Origin of the sequence: Gemmatimonas sp., from assembly GCF_046594945.1 — a bacterium.
Taxonomy (GTDB): Bacteria; Gemmatimonadota; Gemmatimonadetes; order Gemmatimonadales; family Gemmatimonadaceae; genus Gemmatimonas.
The window spans coordinates 1-23,165 of sequence record NZ_JBKJRB010000027.1 but is presented as its reverse complement, the minus strand read 5'-3'; the positions used below and the strand labels follow the sequence as shown (position 1 = coordinate 23,165).

Here is a 23,165-nt window from a genome sequence, read left to right as displayed (position 1 = left end):
AAGAACGACTGCGGAAGCCGAATCAGATGTTGGTAATATGCGGTAATTAGCGCCGCGTCAATCTTCTGACCAGTGCGAAGTCCAATTAGAGTTTTGCCAGCACCGATAACAACTTGGGCTCTTCAGGAAATAGAGTGGGTACGTAGCTTCTGGCCAGACCTTTAGGCCGGGAGGCGAGAGGATGGACGACCGCGCGTTGTATCAGACGATTCTGGGATTGCAGACCCCGTGGCACGTCGAGCGGGTGGAGCTGCGGACCGATCCGCAGGAAGTAGATGTGTGGGTCGAGGCGGTGTCTGGTACGGCGTTCGCGTGTCCGAAGTGCGGTGCGGCGTCGCCCATCTATGATCACGTGGAGCGCCGCTGGCGACACTTGGATACCTGTCAGTTTCGCACGCTGTTGTGCGCGAAGATCCCGCGGGTCTCCTGCGCCACGCACGGCGTCACGACGGTGGTGGTGCCGTGGGCGGAAGCGGGCTCGCGCTTTACGCTGTTGTTCGAGCGACTGGCGATTGCGTGGCTGCGGGAGGCGACTCCGACCGCGGTGGGCCGACGCTTGGGCCTGTCGTGGGATGAGGCGCGCGGCATCATGGAGCGCGCGGTGCGCCGCGGCCTCGCGCGGCGACAGCCGGTGGTGGTCCCGTATCTCGGAATCGACGAGAAGAGCTTCTTGAAGCGACATCAGTACGTCAGTGTCGTCGTGGATCTCAATGCGCGGCGCATCCTGCACGTCGCCGACGACCGCAAGGCCACGAGTCTCACCGGCTACTTCACCACGCTCACCGAGTCACAGCGCGACGGCATTTCCGCCATCGCGATGGACATGTGGGAGCCTTATCGAAACACCATTCGCGCGCATGTGCCGGACGCCGACCGCAAGATCGTCTTCGACAAGTTTCATGTGCTCCAGCATGTCGGCGCGGCGGTCGATCACGTGCGCAAGCAGGAACATCGGGCGTTGATGGCCGAAGGCGATACCCGGTTAACGCGGACGAAATACGCCTGGCTGAAGAATCCGGCCAACTTCACCGTCAAAGCCTGGCGCGAGTTCGCCGCGCTGCGGAATAGCACGTTGCAATCGGCTCGCGCCTGGGCGATGAAGGAAAGCCTGCGACGCCTGTGGGACTACACCTACGTCGGCGCGGCCCGCACCTTCTTTCGCGCGTGGTACGGCTGGGCGATGCGATCACGCCTTGCACCGATGAAGGCGGTCGCGCGCATGCTGAAGGCCCACCTCGAGAACATCCTCACCTATCTCACGCATCGCATCACGAACGCCGTCACGGAAGGACTCAACGCGAAGATCCAGTGGATCAAGTACAGTGCCCGCGGCTACCGAAACCGCGATGCCTTCAAAATGGCGATTTACTTTCACTGCGGCGGTCTCGACCTCGAACCTCGACTTTCGTGAGAGCTACCCACTCGAAAGCCGGAAGAGCCACTTTTGTTTGCTGTTCTTCGCGTCTCTTCGCGACGGCACGCGAAGAACAGCAACGGCATGAGCGGTATCGCGTCTACGACATCCGACGGATCTTGCGTGTGGCCCGCTTCGAGCACGTCCCGATCAGTCAACCACGGACGCCACCACCGCGCAATGCAGATCGAGATTTCGAGACCATTCAGTTCGTTCTCCTCGGAATAATGCTGGAACGCGACTGACAGCAACTGCAAGATTTGAAGGTGTCGCGCTGCTGGCAGACGTGTCGGCTCGCGACGGACTAACCGTGTGTTGTTCGCGCAAGTCCGTGGTGAAGCAGTTCTCGGTGAACCATCGAATGGCCGCGAACCCGCGAATGCACCGCGCGCCCGGCGATGATCGCCGGGCGCGCGGTATTTGTAATGGGGCGTGTTGCCGAACTATCCGAAGACCGAACCGCCGACTACATCAACGGCCGCGAATCGACGGCGGCAAAGTGGCTTCGAGAATCGTCGCGGAACCGAGGCGACCCTCGATGCCCGCCTTGGGCTGCAGATTCACGCGCACGAATCCATAATTCTTCCACGCCGGTGAACCCTTCGCGTCAGGGATCGAATCGGCATCGAGTCGCGACGCCATCGCGAAGATCACGCGCGGGCTGTCGAACACGACGGTCGGATCCGGGTTCGACTTGTCGGCTTCATACAGCGAAATCGCACGATTCGGATATGGCGAGGTGCGGCGTCCGAGGTATGTGGTGTCGTTGAACCTGCCGGTGGTGTCGAGCTTGATGCCGTACGCATTGTAGTAGTAACCAACCGGCGGGCGGAGATAATTCGAGTCGTTCAGGATCATGATGTTGCCACGCACTTCCACTCGACCACGCGGTACGATGGTCATCGCGCCGTTGGTGGCGACCACGAACTCCTGGTTGGCAGCCGGGCTGCCCGCTTGCGCGGGAATCCCACGAGCGAAAGTACCAAATCGCAAACCGGCAACTCGGCTCGCGTTTGCCTGACTGCGACGCGCCCACAACGGACGCACTTCCCCCGGCGCGGCTCCTGCCGCACCCGGCTCGATGCTGATCAACACGGTATTGAGCGAGTCCGCCGCCACGAGCGTCGGCGCGGAGACGCGAGACACCGCGACCCGCAGCGCGATGTTCGCGCCACCGGACTTGAAGCTGGCGCCGGTGGTGGTGAACGCCGTGTTCGTGAACACCGGGTCGCCCGCCGCGTTGAGCGTGGAGTCGCGACGGGTGGCCACGATGTTGAGCGCCGTGGCCGGCGCGAACTTGGTGGCGGAGTCGTTGGTGAACCACACCGTGTAGCTGCCGGTGGTCAGTGTGTCGAGTCCGGCCAGCGTGATGATCACCGAATCGTTCGCCGGTGTCGCTGACGCAACGATGCCAACGGGGAAGGTGACCGTTCCACGCGGAAGGTTCGTCGAGGTGCGGAGAAAATTCGTACCGAAGCCGAGGGCACCAACAGGCTCAGTCGTAATCGACCGTTCATTGCCACAGGCCGATGAAACGGCCACCGCGATCACGCCGGCGGCGAGGAAGAAAGGACGCATAGTGCGCATCGGTTAATTACCTCCGCCAATGCCGCCGGGGATGTACCGGAAGCCCAGCGTGAACATGGTGTTCAACGCGGTCTTCTTCGCCGCAGGAGGCGTCGGGAAGTCTTCCGGGAACGGTTGAATGAGTTCGGTACGGTCGCGCGCCGGATTCAAGAAATTCCGATCGTAGCCCTGATACTGCACCGCGCGGACGTCGAACTGGAGACCGGAGCGCTCACTGAGCTTGATCCAGACGCCGGCGCCACCGGTATAGGAGATGTCGTTGTTACGCGTTTCCTTGCCGTTGACCTGCGCGTCGAGAATCATGACGTACGTGCCAACGCCGCCCATCACGAACGGTGCCACCTTCTTTCCCGGATAGCGCATCGTCGCGGCAAGACCGAGGTTGACGGTGTTTACGGGCTGACCGACGTACTGGTAGCGAATGGAATCTCCCCCGGCCACGGCGGCCTGACCGAAACGAAGCCGCGTGAGAAAGTCCTTCCTCGTCGTATTGCCACGCGAGACGTCGACGGTGGTACCGATGCCGAAATACTTCGACAGCGCGTATTCCGCATCGAGACCGATGAGTGCCGCCGGATCGAGACTCGCGGCCCGTTCGGCTTGGAGAATGCCGAGACGTGTGGTAACCGTGAACTGCTTCGGCGCGACCTGCGCGCCGACGCTGACTGCGGTGAGCGCCAATGCGGCGAGAATGCCTGCAGCGCGGTTCATCGACCCACCTCGAACGAGAAGATCTGAATATTCTGAAGCGCGCCGGCCGACTCGAAGGAGTAGTCGAAGCGAACGTTACGACCCTTCGCCGGAAGGCGGAGACCGAAACCGCCGGCCAGTCCCACCGGCGTGTCGGTCCCCCGATCGCGCTCGTCGTTGTACACGCGCTTGCCGCCGCGCACGAACAGAATGTTGCGGTAGCCGTACTCGAGACCGATGGCGTACTGCGTCGTGAAGTCCGTCGATTCGTTGACCGCGACTTCGGCGTTCAGCGTGTTGTTCCCGCTGCCCTTGCCCAGCAACGAATTGGCCGAACCGAGCAAATCGGATGCGAGCGATAGGCGGAATTCGACCGGCAGTTCTACCTGCGACGTGTAGAGCGACACGCGACGGTTGTCGCTGAAGGTACCGCGATCAGCCGTACTGATCACGCGCGTTATCAACGCGCCCGAAGCACGCGCCGTGGGACCGACGTTCGAAACGGAGCCACCGATCGTGAGCCCGTAGAGCCCGGTGTTGAACTGGGTACCGATGTCACCGGCGATCCACTTCGTGCCGGCATCGGGGATGCCTTCGCTGATGTACTTGACTTGCGCGCCGAACTGAAGGCGGTCGGTGAGGCGCTTGGCGTACCCGATGCCAACCACCGTGGAGGTCCACTGGAAGAAGTTGCCACCCAGTCGATCGCCAAACGGGTTGGTCTCCGTAGTGCGCTTAATATCGCCAGAGCTCAGCGTGTTGAAGTGCACGCCGATGTTGCCGCCCAGCGCGGGGATGGAGAGCGCGGCGTACGTCTGACCGAGCCCAAGATCGCCGTACAGGCTCTGACGTCCGGCGACCGCCGAGAACGACTCGGAGCTGCCGGCGCCAGCGGGATTGGAGAACCAGGCCAACGGACCGCTGACTGACGCGGCGGTGGCGTTGGCCATTGCGCCGCTGCGCGCCCCGACGCCGATGTGGAGGAAGTTGGCGCCACGCGTACCCTGACGATTCGGGCTATCCGCTGGCGTAGGAAGAAGCCCACCGGGTCCCTGGGCACGAACGGTCGTGCCCAGAAGCACGGTGGCGGCGCCGAAGGCGCCGATGAGTCGGGTGATTTGCATCGCTGCTCCCTTAGCGGATGATCACGAACTTGCCGCGCTGCACCTGGTTCTTTCCAGCCGAGCCGGTCGCAGTGAGCACGTAGATGTAGAGACCCGACGTCATGTCAGTACCTTCGCGCGTGCGAAGGTTGAACGGCAGGTCCCCTGAGGTCGAGTTGTTACCCGCGTAGGTCAGGTCGCTCTTCGTCCACGTCAGCTCCTGGAGGAACTGTCCGGACACCGAGTAGACACGAAGCAGGCCTTGTTCCGGCACGTTGGTGAAGTAGATGCGCGGAACCGAGAGTCGCGTACCGTCAATACCATCGACATCCGACCGCACGATGTAGGGATTCGGTACCACCGAAACCTTGGCCAAATCCGCCTTGGTGAGTTCGGTCTTGATACTGAACGGTGTGGCCACGAGCTGAATGCTCGAACGCGGATCGAACGTGCGCGTGAGTTCGAAGGTCTGCTTCCAGGTCGGCTCGATCGGCAGATAACCGCCGGCCGTGGTCGCGCCGCGCGTGTCGATCGCGAGCGGGTTACAGCTGTTCTGGTCAACCGAGGCGGCCGGACGAACTCCTGTCCCGTTCACACCGCCGGTGCATGCCACGAGGAACTTGTTCAAACCGATCGAGTCGGCAAGCACAGGGATCGTCCGGAAGCCGTTAGCTCCGTCAGCCTGCACCACGACGATACGCGTGGTACCGACCAGCACCGTGCTGTCCTTCTCAACCTTCTGCAGCACGATCAGGGTGTCACCCGGCATCCAAAGGGAATCGGGGACGGCCACACGAACGGTGTCGTTGCCAGAGCCCAACAGACGCGTGTTGCCGACACCACCCTGCGCGAACGTCTGGCGGGCGAGCATGGCAAACTTGACCGTCTCTTCACGGCCGCCGACTGGGTCGGTGAACTTCATCGTGAACGGCACTCGAACCTTGATGAGCGGACGAGCAGACGTCGCGCCGACAAGCGTAGCCACCGCGGCCGACGTTTCCGTAGTCGTTGTAGCTTTGGAAGCCACTTCGACCAACGCGGCCGTGATGGCCGACTGCAGACCGGCGACGGGATCGAGCTTGAACGCCTTGCCTCCCCACGGATCGCTGAGCCACGTGAGCTCGTAGCGGCCACCCTTGATCCGCTTGTTATTCAGCAATGCGCCCGCCGTCGCGGTGGTGAACGTACCCTGCACTTGCGGCACGAACTGACGGGCATTGCCGGAGAGCGTATCGCCGTCCTTGCGAATCACAAAGTTGCGATCACGCGATGCGTTACCAACCAGACGTTCTGTACGGAAGCCGTTGGCCGTGTTGGACGAGTCGTCGGGCTGGGCGGTAAAGCCCGGGTACAGCGGCGATCCAACTTGGTCGCGGACCTGGTTTCCGCCGTTGGTGCCGTACGGGTCGTTGATCGCGAAGATCGGCTTGTTGTCGCCGGTCACCCAGACGTAACCAGGGTATCCCGGTGGCGAGGTGAGGGTGTCTACGAACACGCGTGAGGCGCCAGTGACGCCACGCGCGGTGCCCGTCAGCAAGGTGGTACCCAACCGCACCGGGATGTCGCCACTAGTGGTGAACGTCTGCTCCTTCGCCACGAAGTTGGCTGTTGCCGGAGCCGTGGGCGACGTGGTCGCGTTCGGAATGATCCAGCGGACACTGATGGTGGTTGAGACCGCGCGGGTGACGGTGTCCTGCACCTTGCGCACGATGAACTGGTTACCGAACACGAGTCGTGACGTACCGCTCACGCTGTTCGACACCGCCTGCACGAGCACCGGCTGCGTGGAGTTACCCACTACCGTGGACGTGTCGACGCGGGCGAACTGGCGGCCCGCCGCATTGGTGATCGGCGCGTATACCGTGAGCGAGGCCGGACCAGAGGTCGCGAACGCTGAGTTGATCGTGTCGCGGGGGAAGCCGAAGGCATCCTGCGCGCTTGTAATAAACAAACCGCGACCAGGCAGCGAGTCGACGACGCGGAAGTAATCGTCGGAGAAGCCCCGCGTGCGGGTCACGAACACATAGTTGTACGTGCGACCGCCCTGCAGGTTTTCGGCGTAGTTCGCAGTCTGCGGTACACCCTTCACGTAGTTCACTGTGGCGACCGGGCGCCACGCGAATGCCTGGAGACCGGCATCGATGGAGCGCGTGGGCGCCGACGTGCAGGTAGCCGCGTTTCCCGTGGTGTTGGTGAACGTCGTTCCACCGTCGCACGACTTGAACAGATACACCGAACTTAGATTGTCATTTGCCCGCGCTCTGAGCGAATCGAGCAGCGTAGGATTGAGTCGTAGAATTCGGCGCGTGGCGACGTCACCAGCGAGTGAGTCGGCACGAAGCTTCGCGACCAGGCCCAGCATGAAGGGATCGGCCGGATTGATGTTCGGGTAACGAATCACGATCTGCGACCCGATCGACGTCGCGGCGCCGAAGGTGAGCGAGTCAACCAGCTCAGCCGAGTTGATGGTGTAGGACAAGCCCGCTTTCACTTCCGGGTACGCGATGGGCTGCGGTCCGGCGTAGTTCGTGAGATAGGCGTCGGTAAGTCCTTCGATCGCCCTGCGGGTGGTGACCGAGTCGGCGTTCCACGAGAACGCCCACAGGAACTGCGTGGTATCGCCGGCCTTCAACTTGAACGGGCCAGCCGTAATGGTGCCGAGGATGTTGCCGTACTCGGAACGATATCCACCGACGATGGTGTCGGAGTAGATCCCGTGGCAACCGAGCGAACCACAACCCGGTACCGAGATCGTGTCCTGCACACCGTCGTTGTTGTAGTCCCATTTACCGTATGGGCGCCCGGTGACGGGGTTGTTCGTCGCACCCGGTACGAACTTCGGGAATTTCACACCTTCCGGCGTGGCGGGAAGCGAGCCACTCCACTCTTCCGGCGTGACCATGCCGGTAAAGTTGTTGATCGTGAAATCCGACGGATTCCGGCCGTCGAGGAAATCATCTTCCTTCGAAGCGATGTAGCCGAAGCCGGCGCGCGTGGAGCGCGTCATGGCCTGACTCGCACGGCCGACCGAACCGGCGTGCGAGTGATTGAACGTAATGGTGTCGTCGGCGAACGGGCTGTTCGGGTTGTAGTACGGGTCAGCCGGGTTGCGCGTGAAGCGCTTGTTGCGCACGTCACCCAACGGCGACTTCAGCCACGTCATCGTCCACACGCCGGCGACGAAGGCGTCGTTGCTTGGGCAGCCGCCGAGCGTGGAATTCAGGTAGCGCTTCGGGTAGGACGTGCTGCAGTTGCCGCTGGTATTCCCTTTCGTGGCCAGTACTGTATTGGTGTTGTAATCGAAGTACAGCGAAGCGTACTGGCCACCAATGCCGCCGTAAAGGAAGCCGGGCGTGGTGCCGAAGTACAACGAGTCATAGTCGACGCCCGTGCCGTACACGTCGGCCGACTTGTTGACCATCTGTACCTGATAGTACTGCGTGTTGCGGGTCGCGGGCGAGGCGAACTGGTAACTATCCGCGCGCAGTTCGAGACCGAGCGGATAACCACCGTCGAGTGGCGTGCCCGATCCGCCGCGAACGATGCCGCCGTAACGGAGCTTCTGCTCGCGCGAGTAATCGGAGATAAATCCGTACACGCTCTGCGTGCCGAGAAACTGCGTGGCGTCGAGCCGGTCGCGCGGGATGCGCCAGTCGTCCCAGCGAAACGCGCTCTTGTTCGCGTTGAACGTGTTGAGCCACACCGAGTCTTGCACCACCAGCTTGCCCCGGAAGCCTTCGGAGCCCCAGGTGTCTGGGCAATCCTTCTGGGCCAGCAGTGAAAACCCAACATCAGTGTAGACGTTACCGTCGGCGCGACACGACGAACCGTCCTGCGCGGTTACACCGGCAAAGCTCTTGCCGAACTGGCCGTCCGCCGCGCCCCATTTACGGCTGCTCGACACCAGCGTCTCCCACGTGATCGTGGTGTAGCCGAGCGTTCCGGTCATATTGTTGATGCCCGGAAAAACGGTGCGAATCTTTCGGAATTCCGTCGGCGGCGCGGCGACGACAAAACCCATCTGGAAGAAAATGTGGAAGCCGCCGATCGTCGGACTGACCGCACGAGCCCCAAAGGCAAGCGTGCCTTGGTTCTGCGCGACCGGGCCACCCTGGTTGGGAAGGGCCGAACGATACGTGCCGCTCATGCGGAGCGTTCCGAACGCCACATCTTCGGCGGCGAACAAGTCAAAGCCGTTGGTGGCCGCGATCGGGATCTGACGCTTCGTGCCGTCGGGCAACATCTCTTCGAGATAGTTGACCTTGGGCTGTGAGGCGCGCTGCGCCTCCGCCACACCGGATGCGATGGTCGAGAGGCCGGCCAGCACAACCAGGGTGCCCAAGACGCGCGCAACTCCGCGCGCCCCGAGACCCTGTGGCTGTCGGTGGGAAGTAGTGGTAGTGAAACCCATGAGGTTTACGCCGTCCATGCTCAGAAGTTGACCGACAGGCCGGTGGAGATGCTGCGACGCGCCCCGATGAACTCGGGCTGGTCGAATGCGGTCGAGGTGTTGTCGCCGGCGTTGCCGATGCGACGGTTGGCGAAGTCGCGCAGACCGGCGTCGCAGGTGCCGGTATTGTTGAACACCTGCACGCAGTTCTTGCGATCGAACAGGTTGTTCACGCGCAGGAAGCCCGAGTAGCGGAGATTGCCGATGCGGAACGCCTTGTCGAGCAGTAGACCCACATCCTGCGTGGACGGCTGACGCGCCGAGTTGACTTCACCCTGATCGAGCGTGCCGATGGTACCGGCCGCACTGCCGCGCAGCGGTGTATACGGGATACCCGACGTGATGTTGTACGTGAGCGAGCCACTGAAGTTCTTGAGCAGCTTGCCGGCGTTGAGCGGCAGGCTCGGCGCGTCGTTGCCGACGCGGTAGAACAACTGCACGTTGAGGCGCTGCGGCTGATCGACGTCGGTGAGCGTTTCGACGTTCTGCGCACGGAGCAATTCGTCGGTGCGCGCCACTTCGTTGGCGCGATCGGGCGGGCGCGCGTTGGTGGTAGAGCGCGAGAGGCCGTAGTTGATGTCGTAGCCCCAGCGATCGGCCAGGCGACGACGGAATTGCACTTCGACACCGCGGGACGACAGGAAGTCGCCGTTCACGATGATGTTGTAGGTGGGGAACGCGCCGGCATACGTGCTGCCGATGTCCTGGGCGGCGCGGCTACTGCGAATACCGGTGAGGCCGGTTTCCGAGCGGCTGAACACCGCCACCTGGATGGAATAGCCCTTGCCGATCTCGCCCGAGTAACCGACTTCAAACTGCTTGGCCTGCTCGAGGCGAAGGCTCGGATTGCCCACGAACGACGGATTGTCCGGCTGCAGGTTCGGGGTGCATTCGCGGGTGCCCGGCTTCACCTGCCCCGTCGCACAATAGTTGTCACCCGCGCCAGCCGTGGTGCCGATACCGGTGTTGCGGTAGGTGTTGCCGTACAACGGCACCATCGTGTAGCGACCACCATTGAAAAACACCTGCGACCGCTCCGTGAGCGGGAAGGCCACACCAACGCGCGGGCTGAAGGCCGTGCGGGCGGGCGACTCGCGGAAGTCGTCGAGCTGGGCGATCGCGCTCGCCGTATCGAGCAACCGCGCGCGCTGCGTTTTGGGATCGACGGGGGAAGCGGCACACCCGGCAAGACCGTACGGCTGACCGGCGGCGTTGAGCAGTTGCTTGCCGCCCACCGAGGCGCCGGCGCACACCTCACGCGCCGTGGTACCATTCGACGGATCGAACGGATTGGCCAGTGACTGTCCGCGCGCACGGTTGTAGTCGAACCGGCCGCCAAGCTTGATCGTGATGAAATCGTATTCGATCACGCTCTGTATATAGGCCGCCGCTTCGATGGGCTTCCCACGGTACACCTGATACACGTTGTTCTTGATACCCGAGGTCGTGCTGGCATCCTGCTGCACATCGCGGTACACGAAGTCGTGATTCACGAACTGGGCGCCGACCTGAATGTTATTGTGGTCGGTGACCTGAGACTGGAGGTCGGCCTTGATCGTGCGCGTGGTGTACTTCTCACCACCATAAATGCCCGACGCGACGCCAGAGTACGGGACCCGATCGCAACCGGTAAACGTGCCACAGATCGACAGGAACGACTGGTCGAAGTTGCCGTAAGCAAAGGGGCCCGGGATACAGGTGCCGAGAAAAACGGCGCAGGTGGTGCGCTCGAAATCCGTCTGCGCCACCCGTATCGTGAGGTTGGAACGTCCGAAACGTTGTTCAAGCGAGCCAATGATGAGCTTGCCTTGGTCTCTCACCGACGGCTGAATCAGGTCGCGCGACGCGCGGTTGTCGCCGCCCGTGAGCGCAAAGAGTGAGTCGGTGCGGTTGTTCACGAGCGAGAGTGGATCGCCACGATAGGCGAAGAAATAGCGACGGTCGTAGCCACGGTTCTGCCGCTCGGAGCCAAGCGCGGTGACCTTGATCGTGGTGTTGTCGAACGGCAGGAAGGTGAGCTTACCGACCACCGAGGAGTTCTGCGTGCCGCCGAACGCCTGGAAGCCTGGCACGAGATCCTTGGTGGACACGCCCAGAATGTCGCCCAGCACGAGCGGCGCATTGGCCGTATACACGTCCTTGTCGAACTCCAGCACGCGCTGGGCTTGGCTCTGCACCTGACCCGACACCGAGTAGCGCAGCTTGCTCTTGGTGCCTGGCACCGGGCCGGACAGGTAGCCTCGGAGCAGGTTCAATCCGAGCAGCTTGTCTTGCTGGGTGTTGAACACGCTGCCGGGCAGCGTCGAATTCTGGAAGTCGATGGCACCAGACACTTCCGAGCCGCCTTCACGCACGACCTGGTTGAGCACGCCGGCCAGCGCATTGCCGTACTGCGGCTCCATGCCGCCACGCTGGAAATCGAGCTGCTGCACGGCCAACGCACTCAGGCTCACGGCGTCGTTGCCGAAGAGCGGGTTGTTGATGGCGATGCCGTCGATCATGGACAGCGTGGCACCGCCGCGGCTGCCACGGACGCGGAGCGCGGGCGTGGTGCTACGCTGTTCTTCCGCCAGCGACACGACCGAGGTGTTCTGCGGGACTTCCGTGAAGCCCTGCTGCAGCGCGAGCACGCCGGCGATGCTGGTGACCGGCAGCGACGTGATCTGCTCCGCCGTGATCGAGGTGCGGGAGCCAACCTGACCGCGCTCTACGAGCGGGGCGACGTCGGCCTGCACGGTGATAGCCGCCAGCGTCTGGTTGGACGAGCGCAGCTTGAAGTTCTGTTCACGCGTCGCGTCGATGGTCATCGACACGTTCGTGGCCGTGACGCTCTGGAAGCCGAGGCGACGGGCCTGCACTGAGTAGGATCCGGGAGGAACCTGAATGATGAAATAGCGGCCGCTGGCGTTCGTGTTCGAACCCAGCGTCGTCCCTTGAATGACCACCGCAACGCCCTCAATGGGCTTGCCTGATTCCGCGTCGGTCACCACACCGGTCAATTTGCCGGTCTGTGCCTGGGCGGCGGTGATCGGCGCGGCAAGTGCCACGCCCAGGACCGTCGCGATAAACCACATACGACGTCCGAAAGCCCTCATCTGCTCCTCCGGGAAGCGAGTACTGCGGGACAACGTTCCGGCCGGTGGGACCGCGCCGAAAACGTCTGCAACGTCATGCCGACCACCGCCAGGCAACCTTTCGGCAGGCCAACGGGACCAACAGGACACTGGAAAACGCCGGCGCAGGGGCGCGGCGGCGGGGGAAACACGTGGGGAGGCTACAACGTAGTGGCTGCGACACACAATTCGGCTCATTACTGAGCAGCTGAGTGTGACGTAACCGTGACGGCAAGCTAGCGGTGAGCACCGGACTGTCAATCGCCAGTGCGTGGAACAATTAACCGGTGTCGGCAGGGTCGTGCGTGTTCAGCCGCGTGCTCACGCCTCCCCCTGACCTCTTCTCGTACAAATCGGCTATCGATCGGTACAACAGCGCTGGGATGACCGACGTCACCATGTGATTTCGCCCCGACGCTAAGGGACTGAAGTGGGGCAAGGCGTGCTGGGAGGTGCTCGAATGGAGAACGCTCTCGCGATCCGGTCGATACGGCGCGCGCGTGGTCGGCCCGACCTTGCGAACTACCCCCTGAACACGCACGAGGCCGCCTGAATTCAGGCGGCCTCGTTCGTGGGAAAACTTTTTGGGACAAACGGCGCCGATCAGCGCACGCGAGACCGGTAGGTCCTCGACAGCCGCAGCGTGGAACCGTTGCCGAGCATGAGCAGCCCATCGCCGCCAGGCAGCGGGGACATCTCCCGCACGCGATCCATGTTGACCACCACGCGACGGTGAATCCGGACGAACTGGCGCGGGTCCAGTGCCGTTTCGATCGCCGTGATGGTGCCACGGGTGCGGTACTTCTCACCGGCCGCGTGCACGAGGATGTAATTGCCATCCGCCTCGAACCAGTCGACATCCGACAGCGGCACGAAGCGCGTCCGACGGCCTTCGCGCACCAACACCCGCAACGGCCGGGCATCCCCATGGCTTGACGACGTACGACCGCCGTCGTCCTGGGTGAGGTCGAGCACCGGCTCTTCGGCCTCATCGCGCGTGAACCGTGCGAGCGAATGTTCGGTGCTGCGCGCGGCCCGCCACGGCGTGGACGGAATCAACGTTCCGGTGGACGGTCCGCTCGCCCGCTTGCGTCGACGCCCATCGCCGCCGACTTCATGCTCCAGCGTGACGGCGTGACCGTTGCCGTTCGCGTGTCCAGCGCTGGTACCGGAGGCACGCGAGAACAGCGCACCAAGCTCGGTATTTCCTGATGCGTTCGCTTCGCCAATTAAACGCTGCAATTCGTCGGCCGTGCGCAGCAGCGCCACCTGCAACACGTGCTGGCGTGCACGCGCGAGCGCATCGCGCAGCCGCACGGCCACCACCGGCATCGGCACGAAATCGGTGGCCTGCAGTTCGAACGCCTGCACCGCATCTTCTTCACGCGCCGACGCAAACACGATGGCGGTGGGACGCTCAGCTGGCGTCAGCGATTGCACGAACGCAAAGCCGGACATGTCGGTCAGCTCTGCACTCACGAGCGCGATATCGGGAACGGGGGAGAGCGCGGCATGCGCCGAGGTGGAATCGGCGTGATACCCGAGTACCGACACGTCGAGCGAGGCCGGTAGGTGGGCCAGCTGTTCGGGCAGCGAAGCCGGAACCTGGCCGAGAACTACGACACGGAGAGCCATGAGTGTTGGTGAAAACGCGAGCAGACATGCTGCGATCACGACCACGGCATCGCGACCTGCCAGACGACAGTGCACACCGGGGGCGCCACAGAGTGTACGGACCAGCGCGCCCAGACGTTGCGTCCAACTCACGGGAATTTCGGCCTGGCCCTCCGGCACCGATGCCGAACGGCGCCCGACCGCACCAAACGCAACACGCGGCACATGATGGAACCCATGTGCCGCGTGTGAGGTCCGGCTCAATCGTTTCGCTACGTCACCCGGCTACGTCACCCGGCTACGTCACCCGGCTACGCCGCCGCGATCGCGGTGGCGTGCTCGGTCACGATGCGCACCTGATCGTCGATGATCTGCAGGAAGCCGCCCTCGACGCCGAAGCGTTTCTCGCCGTCAGCAGTATCGAGACGGAGCGTGCCCTTGCCGAGCAGTGTCATGAGCGGCGCATGCATCGGCAGAATTCCCATCTCGCCGTCGAACGCCGGCGCGATAACGCCCCGTGCGCTGCCCTCGAAGAGCACGCGCTCGGGGGAAATCACCGACACCTGAAGTGAGTCGCTCACGCTATCAGCCCTGGAACTTCTTCGCGTTGGCGACCACGTCGTCCACGCCACCGGCCATGAAGAACGCCTGCTCAGGCAGGTTGTCGAACTCACCAGCACAGATGCGCTCGAACGACGAGATCGTTTCTTCGAGCTTCACATACTTGCCGGGGATACCCGTGAACTGCTCGGCCACCGCGAACGGCTGCGACATGAAACGCTGCAGTCGACGCGCACGTCCCACGATCTTCTTGTCGTCTTCGGACAGTTCGTCCATGCCAAGGATCGCGATGATGTCCTGCAGCTCCTTGTAACGCTGCAGGATGCGCTGCGTGGTCGTGGCCGCAGTATAATGGCGCTCGCCGATGTACTGCGCGTCGAGAATGCGCGACGTGGAGTCGAGTGGATCCACGGCGGGATAGATACCCAGCTCGGTGATCTTGCGATTCAGCACGACCGTGGCGTCCAAGTGCGCGAACGCCGTAGCGGGCGCGGGGTCGGTCAAGTCGTCGGCCGGCACGTAAATGGCCTGCACCGACGTGATCGAGCCGTTGCGGGTGGAGGTGATGCGCTCCTGCAGTTCGCCCATCTCCGTAGCGAGCGTGGGCTGGTAGCCCACGGCGCTCGGCATACGGCCCAGCAGTGCCGACACTTCCGAACCGGCCTGCGTGAAACGGAAGATGTTGTCAACGAACACCAGCACGTCGGAGTTCTCGACGTCGCGGAAATACTCGGCGACGGTGAGACCGGCAAGCGCCACGCGGAGACGGGCTCCCGGCGGCTCGTTCATCTGTCCGTAGATCAACGCCACCTTGTCGAGAATGCCAGCTTCCTGGAATTCGAGATAGAGATCGTTGCCTTCTCGCGTGCGCTCGCCGACACCGCAGAACACGGACTTCCCACCGTGTCCCTTCGCGACATTGTTGATGAGCTCCTGAATGATGACCGTCTTGCCGACACCGGCGCCGCCGAACAATCCGATCTTGCCACCCTTCACGAACGGGGCGACGAGGTCGACGACCTTGATGCCGGTCTCGAACACTTCCGTCTTCGGCTCGAGATCGACGAAGTCGGGGCGCTTGCGGTGAATCGGCCAACGCAGCGCGTCTTTCGGGATCGGCGCGCCTTCGTCCACCGGCTCACCGAGCACATTCAAAATGCGGCCAAGCGCCGGGGCGCCGACGGGCACGGTGATCGCGCCACCCGTGTCGATGACGTCCATGCCGCGCGTGACGCCGTCGGTGCTCGACATGGCGACAGCACGAACCTGATTACGGCCAATGTGCTGCTGCACTTCGGCGGTCACGGAGAGCACCTGACCATCAGGCGCCGTGCCTTCAACCCGCACCGCGTTGTACAGCTCGGGCAGGTGATCGTTTTCGAAGGCCACGTCGATGACGGGACCGATGACCTGAATGATCTTGCCGACGGTGGTCGGCGCGGCAGTGGTAGCCATGGGACTCTATGTGGAGATAGGGAAATCAGCCCTGCAGTGCCGATGCGCCGCCGACGATTTCGGCGATTTCCTGCGTAATCTGCGCCTGCCGTGCGGAGTTGTACGTGCGCTTGAGCAATTGCAGAATCTCGGTCGCGTTGTCGGTGGCATTCTTCATCGCCGTCCGACGCGCGCCCTGTTCACCCGCCGCCGTTTCGACCAAGGCGCGATACACGGTGTTGCGCACGTACAGCGGCAACAGCGCTTCGAGCAGCTCGTCGGCCGAGGGCGAGAGAATGAAATCTCTCGCGACACCGGTTCCGGCGGTCGCCGGTGCGACCACCGGCAATACTTGTTCGGTGGCCGGCGGGGTAGAGAGCGCCGACTTGTACTTGGCATACGTGAGATGCACGGCGTCGATCTCGCCGGTCGCAAAGCGCGTCATCAACGATTCGATCAGCGACGCGGCGTCGGCGGCGGTCGGCTTATCGCTGATGTCGGCGCGCTGTTCGGCGAGCGCACGGCCCAGGTATTTGAAGTAGCCGATACCCTTCTTGCCGACCACATGCAGTTCGACCGTCGCGCCCTGCTTCTCGAGCTCGGCCAGACGCGTACGCGCCTCGCGCAGCAGGTTGGTGTTGAAGCCGCCGCAGAGACCGCGGTTGGCGGTCAGTACGACCAGTGCCACCCGCTTGGCCTGCGCCGGACGACGGAGCAACGGAAAACGCTCCGCCAACTCCGGCGTATAAACGTGCGACAGCACCTCACCCAACGCCAACGCGTACGGACGCGCAGACGCTACGCGATCTGCCGCGCGCTTCATTTTGGAGGTAGCCACCATTTCCATCGTGCGCGTAATCTTGCGCGTGTTTTCGACGGACTTGATGCGCCCCTTGAGTTCGCGGCCTTTCGCCATTTACAGGCTCTTGGCGTACTGCTCGATGCCGCGCTTCAGCTCCGCTTCCATTTCCTTCGAAAGCGCCTTGCTGGTGCGCACCGTGTCAGCGACTTGCGGGAACTGCGCGCGCATGAACTCGAGGAAGCCCTTCTCCCACGCGCGGATCTTACCCGTGTCGATCGTATCAAGGAGACCGTTGGTCACGGCGTAAATCACCATCACCTGCTCCTCGAACGGCATGGGCTGGTACTGCCCTTGCTTGAGAATTTCCACGGTACGCGCACCGCGATCGAGCTGACGCTTGGTGGCCGGATCGAGGTCCGACGCGAACGCGGCGAACGCTTCGAGTTCGCGGAATTGCGCGAGGTCGAGGCGGAGACGGCCAGCCACGCTCTTCATCGCCTTCGTTTGCGCCGATCCACCGACACGCGACACCGAGATCCCGACGTTCACGGCCGGGCGAATACCGGCGTTGAAGAGGTCGGTTTCCAGAAAGATTTGCCCGTCTGTGATCGAAATGACGTTGGTCGGGATGTACGCCGAGACGTCGCCGGCCTGGGTTTCGATGATTGGGAGCGCGGTCAGCGAGCCACCCGGCTTCAGAATCGTCTTGCCATCGACCACGCCGTCGTCTTCGCGCAGCTTGGCCGCGCGCTCGAGGAGACGGCTGTGGAGATAGAACACGTCTCCGGGATAGGCTTCACGGCCCGGCGGACGACGGAGAATCAGCGACAGCTGACGATACGCCGCGGCCTGCTTCGACAGGTCGTCGTACACACACAACGTGGGCTTGCCCTCGTTGTACATGAAGTACTCGGCCATCGCGCAGCCCGAGTAGGGCGCGATGTAGAGCATCGGGGCCGGATCGGACGCGGAGGCGGCGACGACGATGGTGTACTCGAGCGCGCCGGCCTGACGAAGCCGCTCGACGACGGAGGCGATCGTGGACGCCTTCTGGCCGATGGCGACATACACGCAGATGACGCCCTGGCCCTTCTGGTTGATGATCGTGTCGACGGCCACGGCGGTCTTGCCCGTGGAGCGGTCACCGATGATGAGCTCGCGTTGTCCGCGGCCGATCGGGATCATGGAGTCGATCGCCTTGATGCCCGTCTGCATGGGCTCCTTGACCGGCTGACGCACGATGATGCCAGGCGCCGGCGACTCGACACGACGGAATGTGGTGCTTCGGATCTCGCCGAGGCCGTCGATGGGACGGCCCAGGGGATCGACGACGCGACCGATCAGTTCCGGCCCAACGGGTACTTCCAGCACGCGGGCGGTCGAACGGACTTCGTCGCCTTCCTTGAGCTGGAGGTAGTCACCAAGAATAACGGCCCCGATGTTGTCCTCTTCGAGGTTCAACGCCATGCCGGTGATCACGGCCTTCGTATCCGAGGCCGTGAACTCGAGCATCTCGCCGGCCATGACCTTACCGAGGCCATAGACACGGGCAATGCCGTCCTTCACTTCAAGGATGGAACCGACTTCCTCGACATTGAGATCGGCGAGATCCGCCGCTTCGATTTCGCGGAGGAGGATGTCTTTGATTTCGCCGGGGCGCAGGGCGGTTTGGGTAGCCATGAGGCAGGGGCTTTTATATGCGTGGTAACGATTCGGGGACAGCTTGTGAAAATTATCACAAGGGTGGAGTGGGGGCAAGCGTGAGCTAAATCAACTGCGAACGGCCAACTGCCTAGGGAGCAGGACGGAGGGTTTGGGGAAGGAGGAGGCAATGCAACGGCGCGCTTCTCCTGCTTCCTCCTCCCTGAAACCCTCCGTCCGGCTCCCTAGGCAGTTGGCCGTTGAGCCCCTAGCCCTGCGCCTGCGACAGTCAAAGCCAAAGCCAAAGCCAAAGCCAAAGCCAAAGCCAAAGCCAAAGCCAAAGCCAAAGCCAAAGCAGGAACACGGAGACCACGGATTACACCGTAACAACACGGATAAGACCGACTTCGGACGGCGTGGATCCTCTGGCAGAGATCGCTTTTGATGTTTGAAAAGCGCGGGGCCGCGTCGTTGATACGGGACAGATCCGTGTTGTTACGGTGTAATCCGTGGTCTCCGTGTTCCAGCTGTTGCCGTAGCTGTTGCCGTTGCCGTAGCTGTTGCCGTAGCTGTTGCTGTTGCCGTAGCTGTTGCTGTTGCCGTAGCTGTTGCTGTTGCCGTTGCTGTTCTCGCGACCGACCCGACGTCAGCCGGCCGTCGGATCGCCGAAGGCGGCTTGACTGAACCGTTCCAGTAAGTCGACGGCTCGGAGGCGGGACAGGCTGGAGGCACGGGCGCCGACGAGGCGCTGGGTAGTGCTGGAGAGGTGGGATGAGCTGGCAAACCCTAGGACCTGCGCCACGTCGCGCACGTCGAATCCGGCGTTCTTGGACAGCTCGGCGGCAGCCAGCACCCGCACCAGGTCGATCACACGCTTCAGGGTGGGCGCTTGGCCCACGGCGAAGGTACGGGACAAGTGCTCGCGTGAGACGCTGAGTTCCTTGGCCAGCTGATCGGTGCGCACGGGTCGGCCGGCGCGACGCACGACGCTCTGCCAGACCGCGATCTGCAGGGGAGTTTCGAGGTGCAGCATCGCCGGCGGTTGGGCGAGCGCGCGCTCGAAGCGGCTCGAGAAGGCGCGACGGAGCACGAGTTCGCGCGCCACGCTATCGTCGACGCCTTCCACGAGCACATCGGTGACACCGGCATCGGCCGCTCGGGCGACGAGCGGCGCATCAGCCGGCAGCAGCGTAGTGATCAGGACAAAGGGGAGACTCGGGAACTCTTCGGCCCGCGAAAGAAGCCGCTGCGCGTCTTCACCGGCGCCGGCGTCGATGATGACGACGTCGACGAGCTCCTTGATGAGATAGTCCTCGACATCGGCCGCGCTCTTGGCAGCGTGCACGTGCGCCCGACGCCGCGGGAACGCGGAACGCACCAACACGCGCGCACGCTCACGCTTGAGCAACGCGACGACGCACATTTGCGGTGCGGCACTGTCAGCGCTGCTGCGGGCCGAGGCCATCAGCGGGAGGGCTCGGTGTGCACGCCCGCGCGCGGCGTCGGCGCTTGCGCGGGATCGCCGGCTGGATCTTCTCCTCGCACCATCGCATTGGCGCGCATCAGCACGTCACGCGCGTTGGCGTATGACACCAGCGTCGTGGCTTCCTGAAACGTGGCCCACCGACAGGCAGTGATCCCCTCGGCACGCTGGGGTGTGGTGGTCGACGCGTCGCTACGCATGAGGTAGAAATGGCACACCTTGTGCACCAAGCGGCCACGAAAGCGGAAGAACCAGTCGATAGTGTCGATCGCCCCGTCGAGCGCGACGTCGTCGAGTCCGGTTTCTTCTCGCACTTCCCGCAGCGCGGCGGCGTCGGGCGGCTCGTCGGTCTCAAGATGTCCTTTGGGAAATCCCCAGTTTTGATAGCTGTCGCGAATGAGCAGGAACATCGGCTCGCCGTTCTGCACGCGATACACGATCCCACCGGCCGAGGTCTCGAGCGTGGCGCGCCCGGAGCGTTTCTGCGGATCGCGCGACGTCGTCACGGTGATGCTACTTCGCAACGCCGATCAACGGCGCGCTACCTTCGAGCGTGGCGCGCCCTTCGATGAACTGCCGTACCAGCGGATCGGCGCTCTGCTGAATTTCGTCCACGGTTCCGACGGCGCGCACCTGCCCTTCGTACAGCATGGCGATGCGCGTGCCCACGGTGTACGCGCTGCGCATATCGTGCGTGATCACGATGCCGGTGACGCCGAGCTGCTCGCGCATGCGAACCATGAGCGCGTCGATCGTGGCCGAGGTGACCGGATCGAGCCCGGTGGTGGGTTCGTCGTACAGGATGTACTTGGGGCGCAGGGCGATCGCTCGGGCGATGCCGACGCGCTTGCGCATACCACCCGACAGTTCAGCCGGCATCCGACTCTTCACATCGGGCAGGTCGACGAGGGAGAGCGCTTCGTCGACGCGCGTGGTGATTTCCGACTCGCTGAGTTCGCCCTGCTTGCGCAGGCCCATCGCGACGTTTTCGCCAATGGTCATTGAGTCGAAAAGCGCCGCGAACTGAAACACGTAACCGATGCGTCCCCGCAGCGCGTACAAGTCTTTGCGCGCAAGTTGATCAACGCGGAGGCCATCGACCCAGACCTCGCCCTCATCGGGTTCGAGGAGGCCGACAATGTGCTTGATCGCCACTGACTTACCGGTTCCGGAATAGCCGATGATGACCATGGTCTCGCCTTCGTTGACTTGAAGGGAGAATCCGCGGAGCACCTGCTTGGGCCCGAAAGCCTTGTGGACGTCCTTGAACTCGATCATGAGATCACAAAGGTACCGCCAAAGTTCGGCGAAGGTAGGCATCGGGCGCCATGCACCGCGCAGAAGGGGCGCCCGATAGTCGGACGCCCCCCAAATCTGCGTGCCCCGATGCGCCGACTTCGCCTGTTAGGCGGCGAAGCTGGAGAGGGCACGGCCCACATCGCCTTCGCGGAGGCGCTTGAGGGCTCGGTCGCGCAGCTGTCGCACACGTTCGCGGGTGACACCGAGCATGCTGCCGATCTCTTCGAGCGTATGCTCGCGGCCGCCTTCGAGGCCGAAGTAGAGACGGAGCACCTTGGCATCGCGCGGCGGCAACGTGGAGAGCGCCTGTTCGATTTCGTCGGTGAGGAAGCGGTTCATCGCTTCTTCTTCCGTGTCCGGCATTTCGTCGGCGACGAACCGTTCGATGAGCGAACGATCGCCGTCGGGGTCCATTGGGGCATCGAGACGCACGTCGCCGGTATTCAAGGCGGCGAGCGACTGCACCACGTCGACCGAGAGGCCAGTGACCTGCGCCAGCTCTTCGGGCGACGGCTCCCGACGCAGTTTCTGTCGAAGGATTTCCGACGCCTTGATGATGCGCGAGAGGTCGGCGGTGCGATTGAGCGGCACGCGCACGGTACGTCCCTGACGCGCGAGCGACGAGAGAATCGCCTGACGGATCCACCACACGGCGTACGAGATGAACTTCACGCCTTGGTCGGGATCGAACTTTCGCGCCGCAGTGAGCAAACCGACGTTGCCTTCACCGATCAAGTCGATAAGCGGCAGACCGCGATTCTGATACTTCTTGGCCACAGAAATGACAAAGCGGAGGTTGCGCTTAACGAGTTCCTGCAGCGCGTCCTGGTCACCGGTACGAATCTTTTTGGCGAGCTCGATCTCTTCGGCCCCTTTCAGGAGCGGATACGTGCTGACTTCGTAGAGATACTGGTCGAGGATATCGCGCTCGGGTTCACTGGGCGCGATGCCCGCGGGTGCCGCACGACGGCGCTTCCGCTTGACTTCAGTCATGGCGTTCTATGAGACCTTGGGATGAGACATCACCCCTGAAGGAGGAAACGAAATGGAAACGGCTAGCCAACTAACGGCGCCGACGACCCACAGGATCCCAGCCGGCAGCGACTGGGCAATGACGGGGGTAGCCATGCAAGATACGCCAACGGGAGTCTTTCGCCAGTGTAATCTGAGGAACTCTGCTTGACGCCAGACATACACCTCACTAGACTGCGCGTTCCTGATGCCCTCGCCGGCACGATGCCGCTTAACGGGGGCACGGAACGGCAGCAGCGCAGAAAGCCAGTACCGGGGGCGTAGCTCAGTTGGGAGAGCGCTTGAATGGCATTCAAGAGGTCAGCGGTTCGATCCCGCTCGTCTCCACTCCGGTTAGCCAAGGTTGGTCACGGGTTTGTCAGTTGGTCTGCGGGAATAGCTCAGTTGGTAGAGCACAACCTTGCCAAGGTTGGGGTCGCGGGTTCGAGTCCCGTTTCCCGCTTGTAGTGCAACGGTGTCTTGGGTCGTTAGCTCAGTTGGTTAGAGCGCCACGTTGACATCGTGGAGGTCACAAGTTCGAGTCTTGTACGACCCATACTGCTGGTCTGTTGGTGTTGGTGTTGGTGTTGGTGTTGGTGTTGGAAAACCTGGCGCATGCTCGTCAGTAGCGTGGGCATGCACGATCCACTAGGTTCCGGGACTCTCCGCAAGGAGAGGCTGTACGTCAATCGTGGTGCATCGGAGTTCTGCGCCTATAGCTCAATTGGATAGAGCATCTGACTACGGATCAGAAGGTTGGAGGTTCGAGTCCTTCTAGGCGCGTGGGGTAATCCGGGTGGGAGCACGTCGTTCGGATTCTGGGAGAGGGACAGTCAACGGGGCGTAGCTTAGCCCGGTAGAGCGCGTGCTTCGGGAGCACGAGGTCGCAGGTTCGAATCCTGTCGCCCCGACTGATGATAGAAGGCAACGAACCCCGCAACGACCTTGGTCGCTGCGGGGTTC

15 protein-coding genes and 5 tRNA genes are annotated in these 23,165 nt (G+C 62.9%); 6 read left to right on the top strand and 14 right to left on the bottom strand.

The features are described 5' to 3' along the window. Positions 1 to 181: 181 nt before the first annotated feature. Positions 182 to 1,411 (top strand): ISL3 family transposase, encoded by a 1,230-nt coding sequence (locus ACLL97_RS03665; protein ID WP_411279119.1) that lies wholly within the window; start codon positions 182 to 184, stop codon positions 1,409 to 1,411. 474 nt (positions 1,412 to 1,885) lie between these two features. On the opposite strand, the gene ACLL97_RS03660 is transcribed toward ACLL97_RS03665, so the two are convergent. The 14 genes from ACLL97_RS03660 to ACLL97_RS03595 all read right to left on the bottom strand — a co-directional run bounded on the left by ACLL97_RS03660 (position 1,886) and on the right by ACLL97_RS03595 (position 22,184). Continuing rightward, on the bottom strand, positions 1,886 to 2,992 hold the full coding sequence (locus tag ACLL97_RS03660) for a hypothetical protein (protein ID WP_411279118.1): 1,107 nt from the start codon (positions 2,990 to 2,992) through the stop codon (positions 1,886 to 1,888). Between the two features lie 12 nt (positions 2,993 to 3,004). Beyond that, positions 3,005 to 3,712, bottom strand: coding sequence for an outer membrane beta-barrel protein (locus ACLL97_RS03655; RefSeq protein WP_411279117.1), 708 nt, complete (start codon positions 3,710 to 3,712; stop codon positions 3,005 to 3,007). Beyond that, positions 3,709 to 4,815 carry a PorV/PorQ family protein gene (locus ACLL97_RS03650; protein WP_411279116.1) on the bottom strand — a complete coding sequence of 369 codons (1,107 nt, stop codon included), beginning with the start codon at positions 4,813 to 4,815 and terminating at the stop codon, positions 3,709 to 3,711. The genes ACLL97_RS03655 and ACLL97_RS03650 overlap by 4 nt, the downstream gene beginning before the upstream one ends. A gap of 10 nt (positions 4,816 to 4,825) precedes the next feature. After that, positions 4,826 to 9,136, bottom strand: a complete 4,311-nt coding sequence (locus ACLL97_RS03645; RefSeq protein WP_411279115.1) for a hypothetical protein — start codon at positions 9,134 to 9,136, stop codon at positions 4,826 to 4,828. Positions 9,137 to 9,225: 89 nt separating this feature from the next. Then, entirely contained in the window at positions 9,226 to 12,339 is a 3,114-nt protein-coding gene (locus ACLL97_RS03640; protein ID WP_411279114.1) for a TonB-dependent receptor, read from the bottom strand. 621 nt (positions 12,340 to 12,960) lie between these two features. After that, entirely contained in the window at positions 12,961 to 14,124 is a 1,164-nt protein-coding gene (locus ACLL97_RS03635; protein ID WP_411279113.1) for a LytR/AlgR family response regulator transcription factor, read from the bottom strand. Between the two features lie 158 nt (positions 14,125 to 14,282). Continuing rightward, positions 14,283 to 14,552 carry an ATP synthase F1 subunit epsilon gene (gene atpC, locus ACLL97_RS03630; protein WP_411279112.1) on the bottom strand — a complete coding sequence of 90 codons (270 nt, stop codon included), beginning with the start codon at positions 14,550 to 14,552 and terminating at the stop codon, positions 14,283 to 14,285. 4 nt (positions 14,553 to 14,556) lie between these two features. Then, entirely contained in the window at positions 14,557 to 15,987 is a 1,431-nt protein-coding gene (gene atpD / locus ACLL97_RS03625; RefSeq protein WP_411279111.1) for a F0F1 ATP synthase subunit beta, read from the bottom strand. Positions 15,988 to 16,012: 25 nt separating this feature from the next. Next, positions 16,013 to 16,882, bottom strand: coding sequence for an ATP synthase F1 subunit gamma (gene atpG, locus ACLL97_RS03620; RefSeq protein ID WP_411279110.1), 870 nt, complete (start codon positions 16,880 to 16,882; stop codon positions 16,013 to 16,015). After that, positions 16,883 to 18,448: a F0F1 ATP synthase subunit alpha gene (gene atpA, locus ACLL97_RS03615; RefSeq protein ID WP_411279109.1), complete on the bottom strand. Its 1,566-nt coding sequence runs from the start codon at positions 18,446 to 18,448 to the stop codon at positions 16,883 to 16,885. Between the two features lie 607 nt (positions 18,449 to 19,055). Beyond that, the gene (locus tag ACLL97_RS03610) at positions 19,056 to 19,874 is read right to left on the bottom strand and encodes a helix-turn-helix domain-containing protein (RefSeq protein WP_411279108.1); all 819 of its coding nucleotides are present in this window, start codon (positions 19,872 to 19,874) and stop codon (positions 19,056 to 19,058) included. Next, positions 19,874 to 20,398 carry an NUDIX hydrolase gene (locus tag ACLL97_RS03605; RefSeq protein WP_411279107.1) on the bottom strand — a complete coding sequence of 175 codons (525 nt, stop codon included), beginning with the start codon at positions 20,396 to 20,398 and terminating at the stop codon, positions 19,874 to 19,876. Before ACLL97_RS03605 ends, ACLL97_RS03610 begins: the two co-directional genes overlap by 1 nt. Before the next feature lie 7 nt (positions 20,399 to 20,405). Then, entirely contained in the window at positions 20,406 to 21,170 is a 765-nt protein-coding gene (locus ACLL97_RS03600; RefSeq protein WP_411279106.1) for an ABC transporter ATP-binding protein, read from the bottom strand. A 126-nt stretch (positions 21,171 to 21,296) separates the two neighbouring features. Continuing rightward, on the bottom strand, positions 21,297 to 22,184 hold the full coding sequence (locus ACLL97_RS03595; RefSeq protein WP_411279105.1) for an RNA polymerase sigma factor RpoD/SigA: 888 nt from the start codon (positions 22,182 to 22,184) through the stop codon (positions 21,297 to 21,299). 293 nt (positions 22,185 to 22,477) lie between these two features. Here ACLL97_RS03595 and ACLL97_RS03590 point away from each other — a divergent pair. From ACLL97_RS03590 to ACLL97_RS03570, 5 genes are all read left to right on the top strand, one after another. Beyond that, a tRNA-Ala gene (locus tag ACLL97_RS03590) sits at positions 22,478 to 22,550 on the top strand. 42 nt (positions 22,551 to 22,592) lie between these two features. Beyond that, positions 22,593 to 22,665, top strand: a tRNA-Gly gene (locus ACLL97_RS03585). Between the two features lie 19 nt (positions 22,666 to 22,684). Next, positions 22,685 to 22,758 (top strand) — tRNA-Val (locus tag ACLL97_RS03580). A 153-nt stretch (positions 22,759 to 22,911) separates the two neighbouring features. Next, positions 22,912 to 22,985 (top strand) — tRNA-Arg (locus ACLL97_RS03575). 54 nt (positions 22,986 to 23,039) lie between these two features. Beyond that, positions 23,040 to 23,113 (top strand) — tRNA-Pro (locus ACLL97_RS03570). Positions 23,114 to 23,165: the final 52 nt, after the last annotated feature.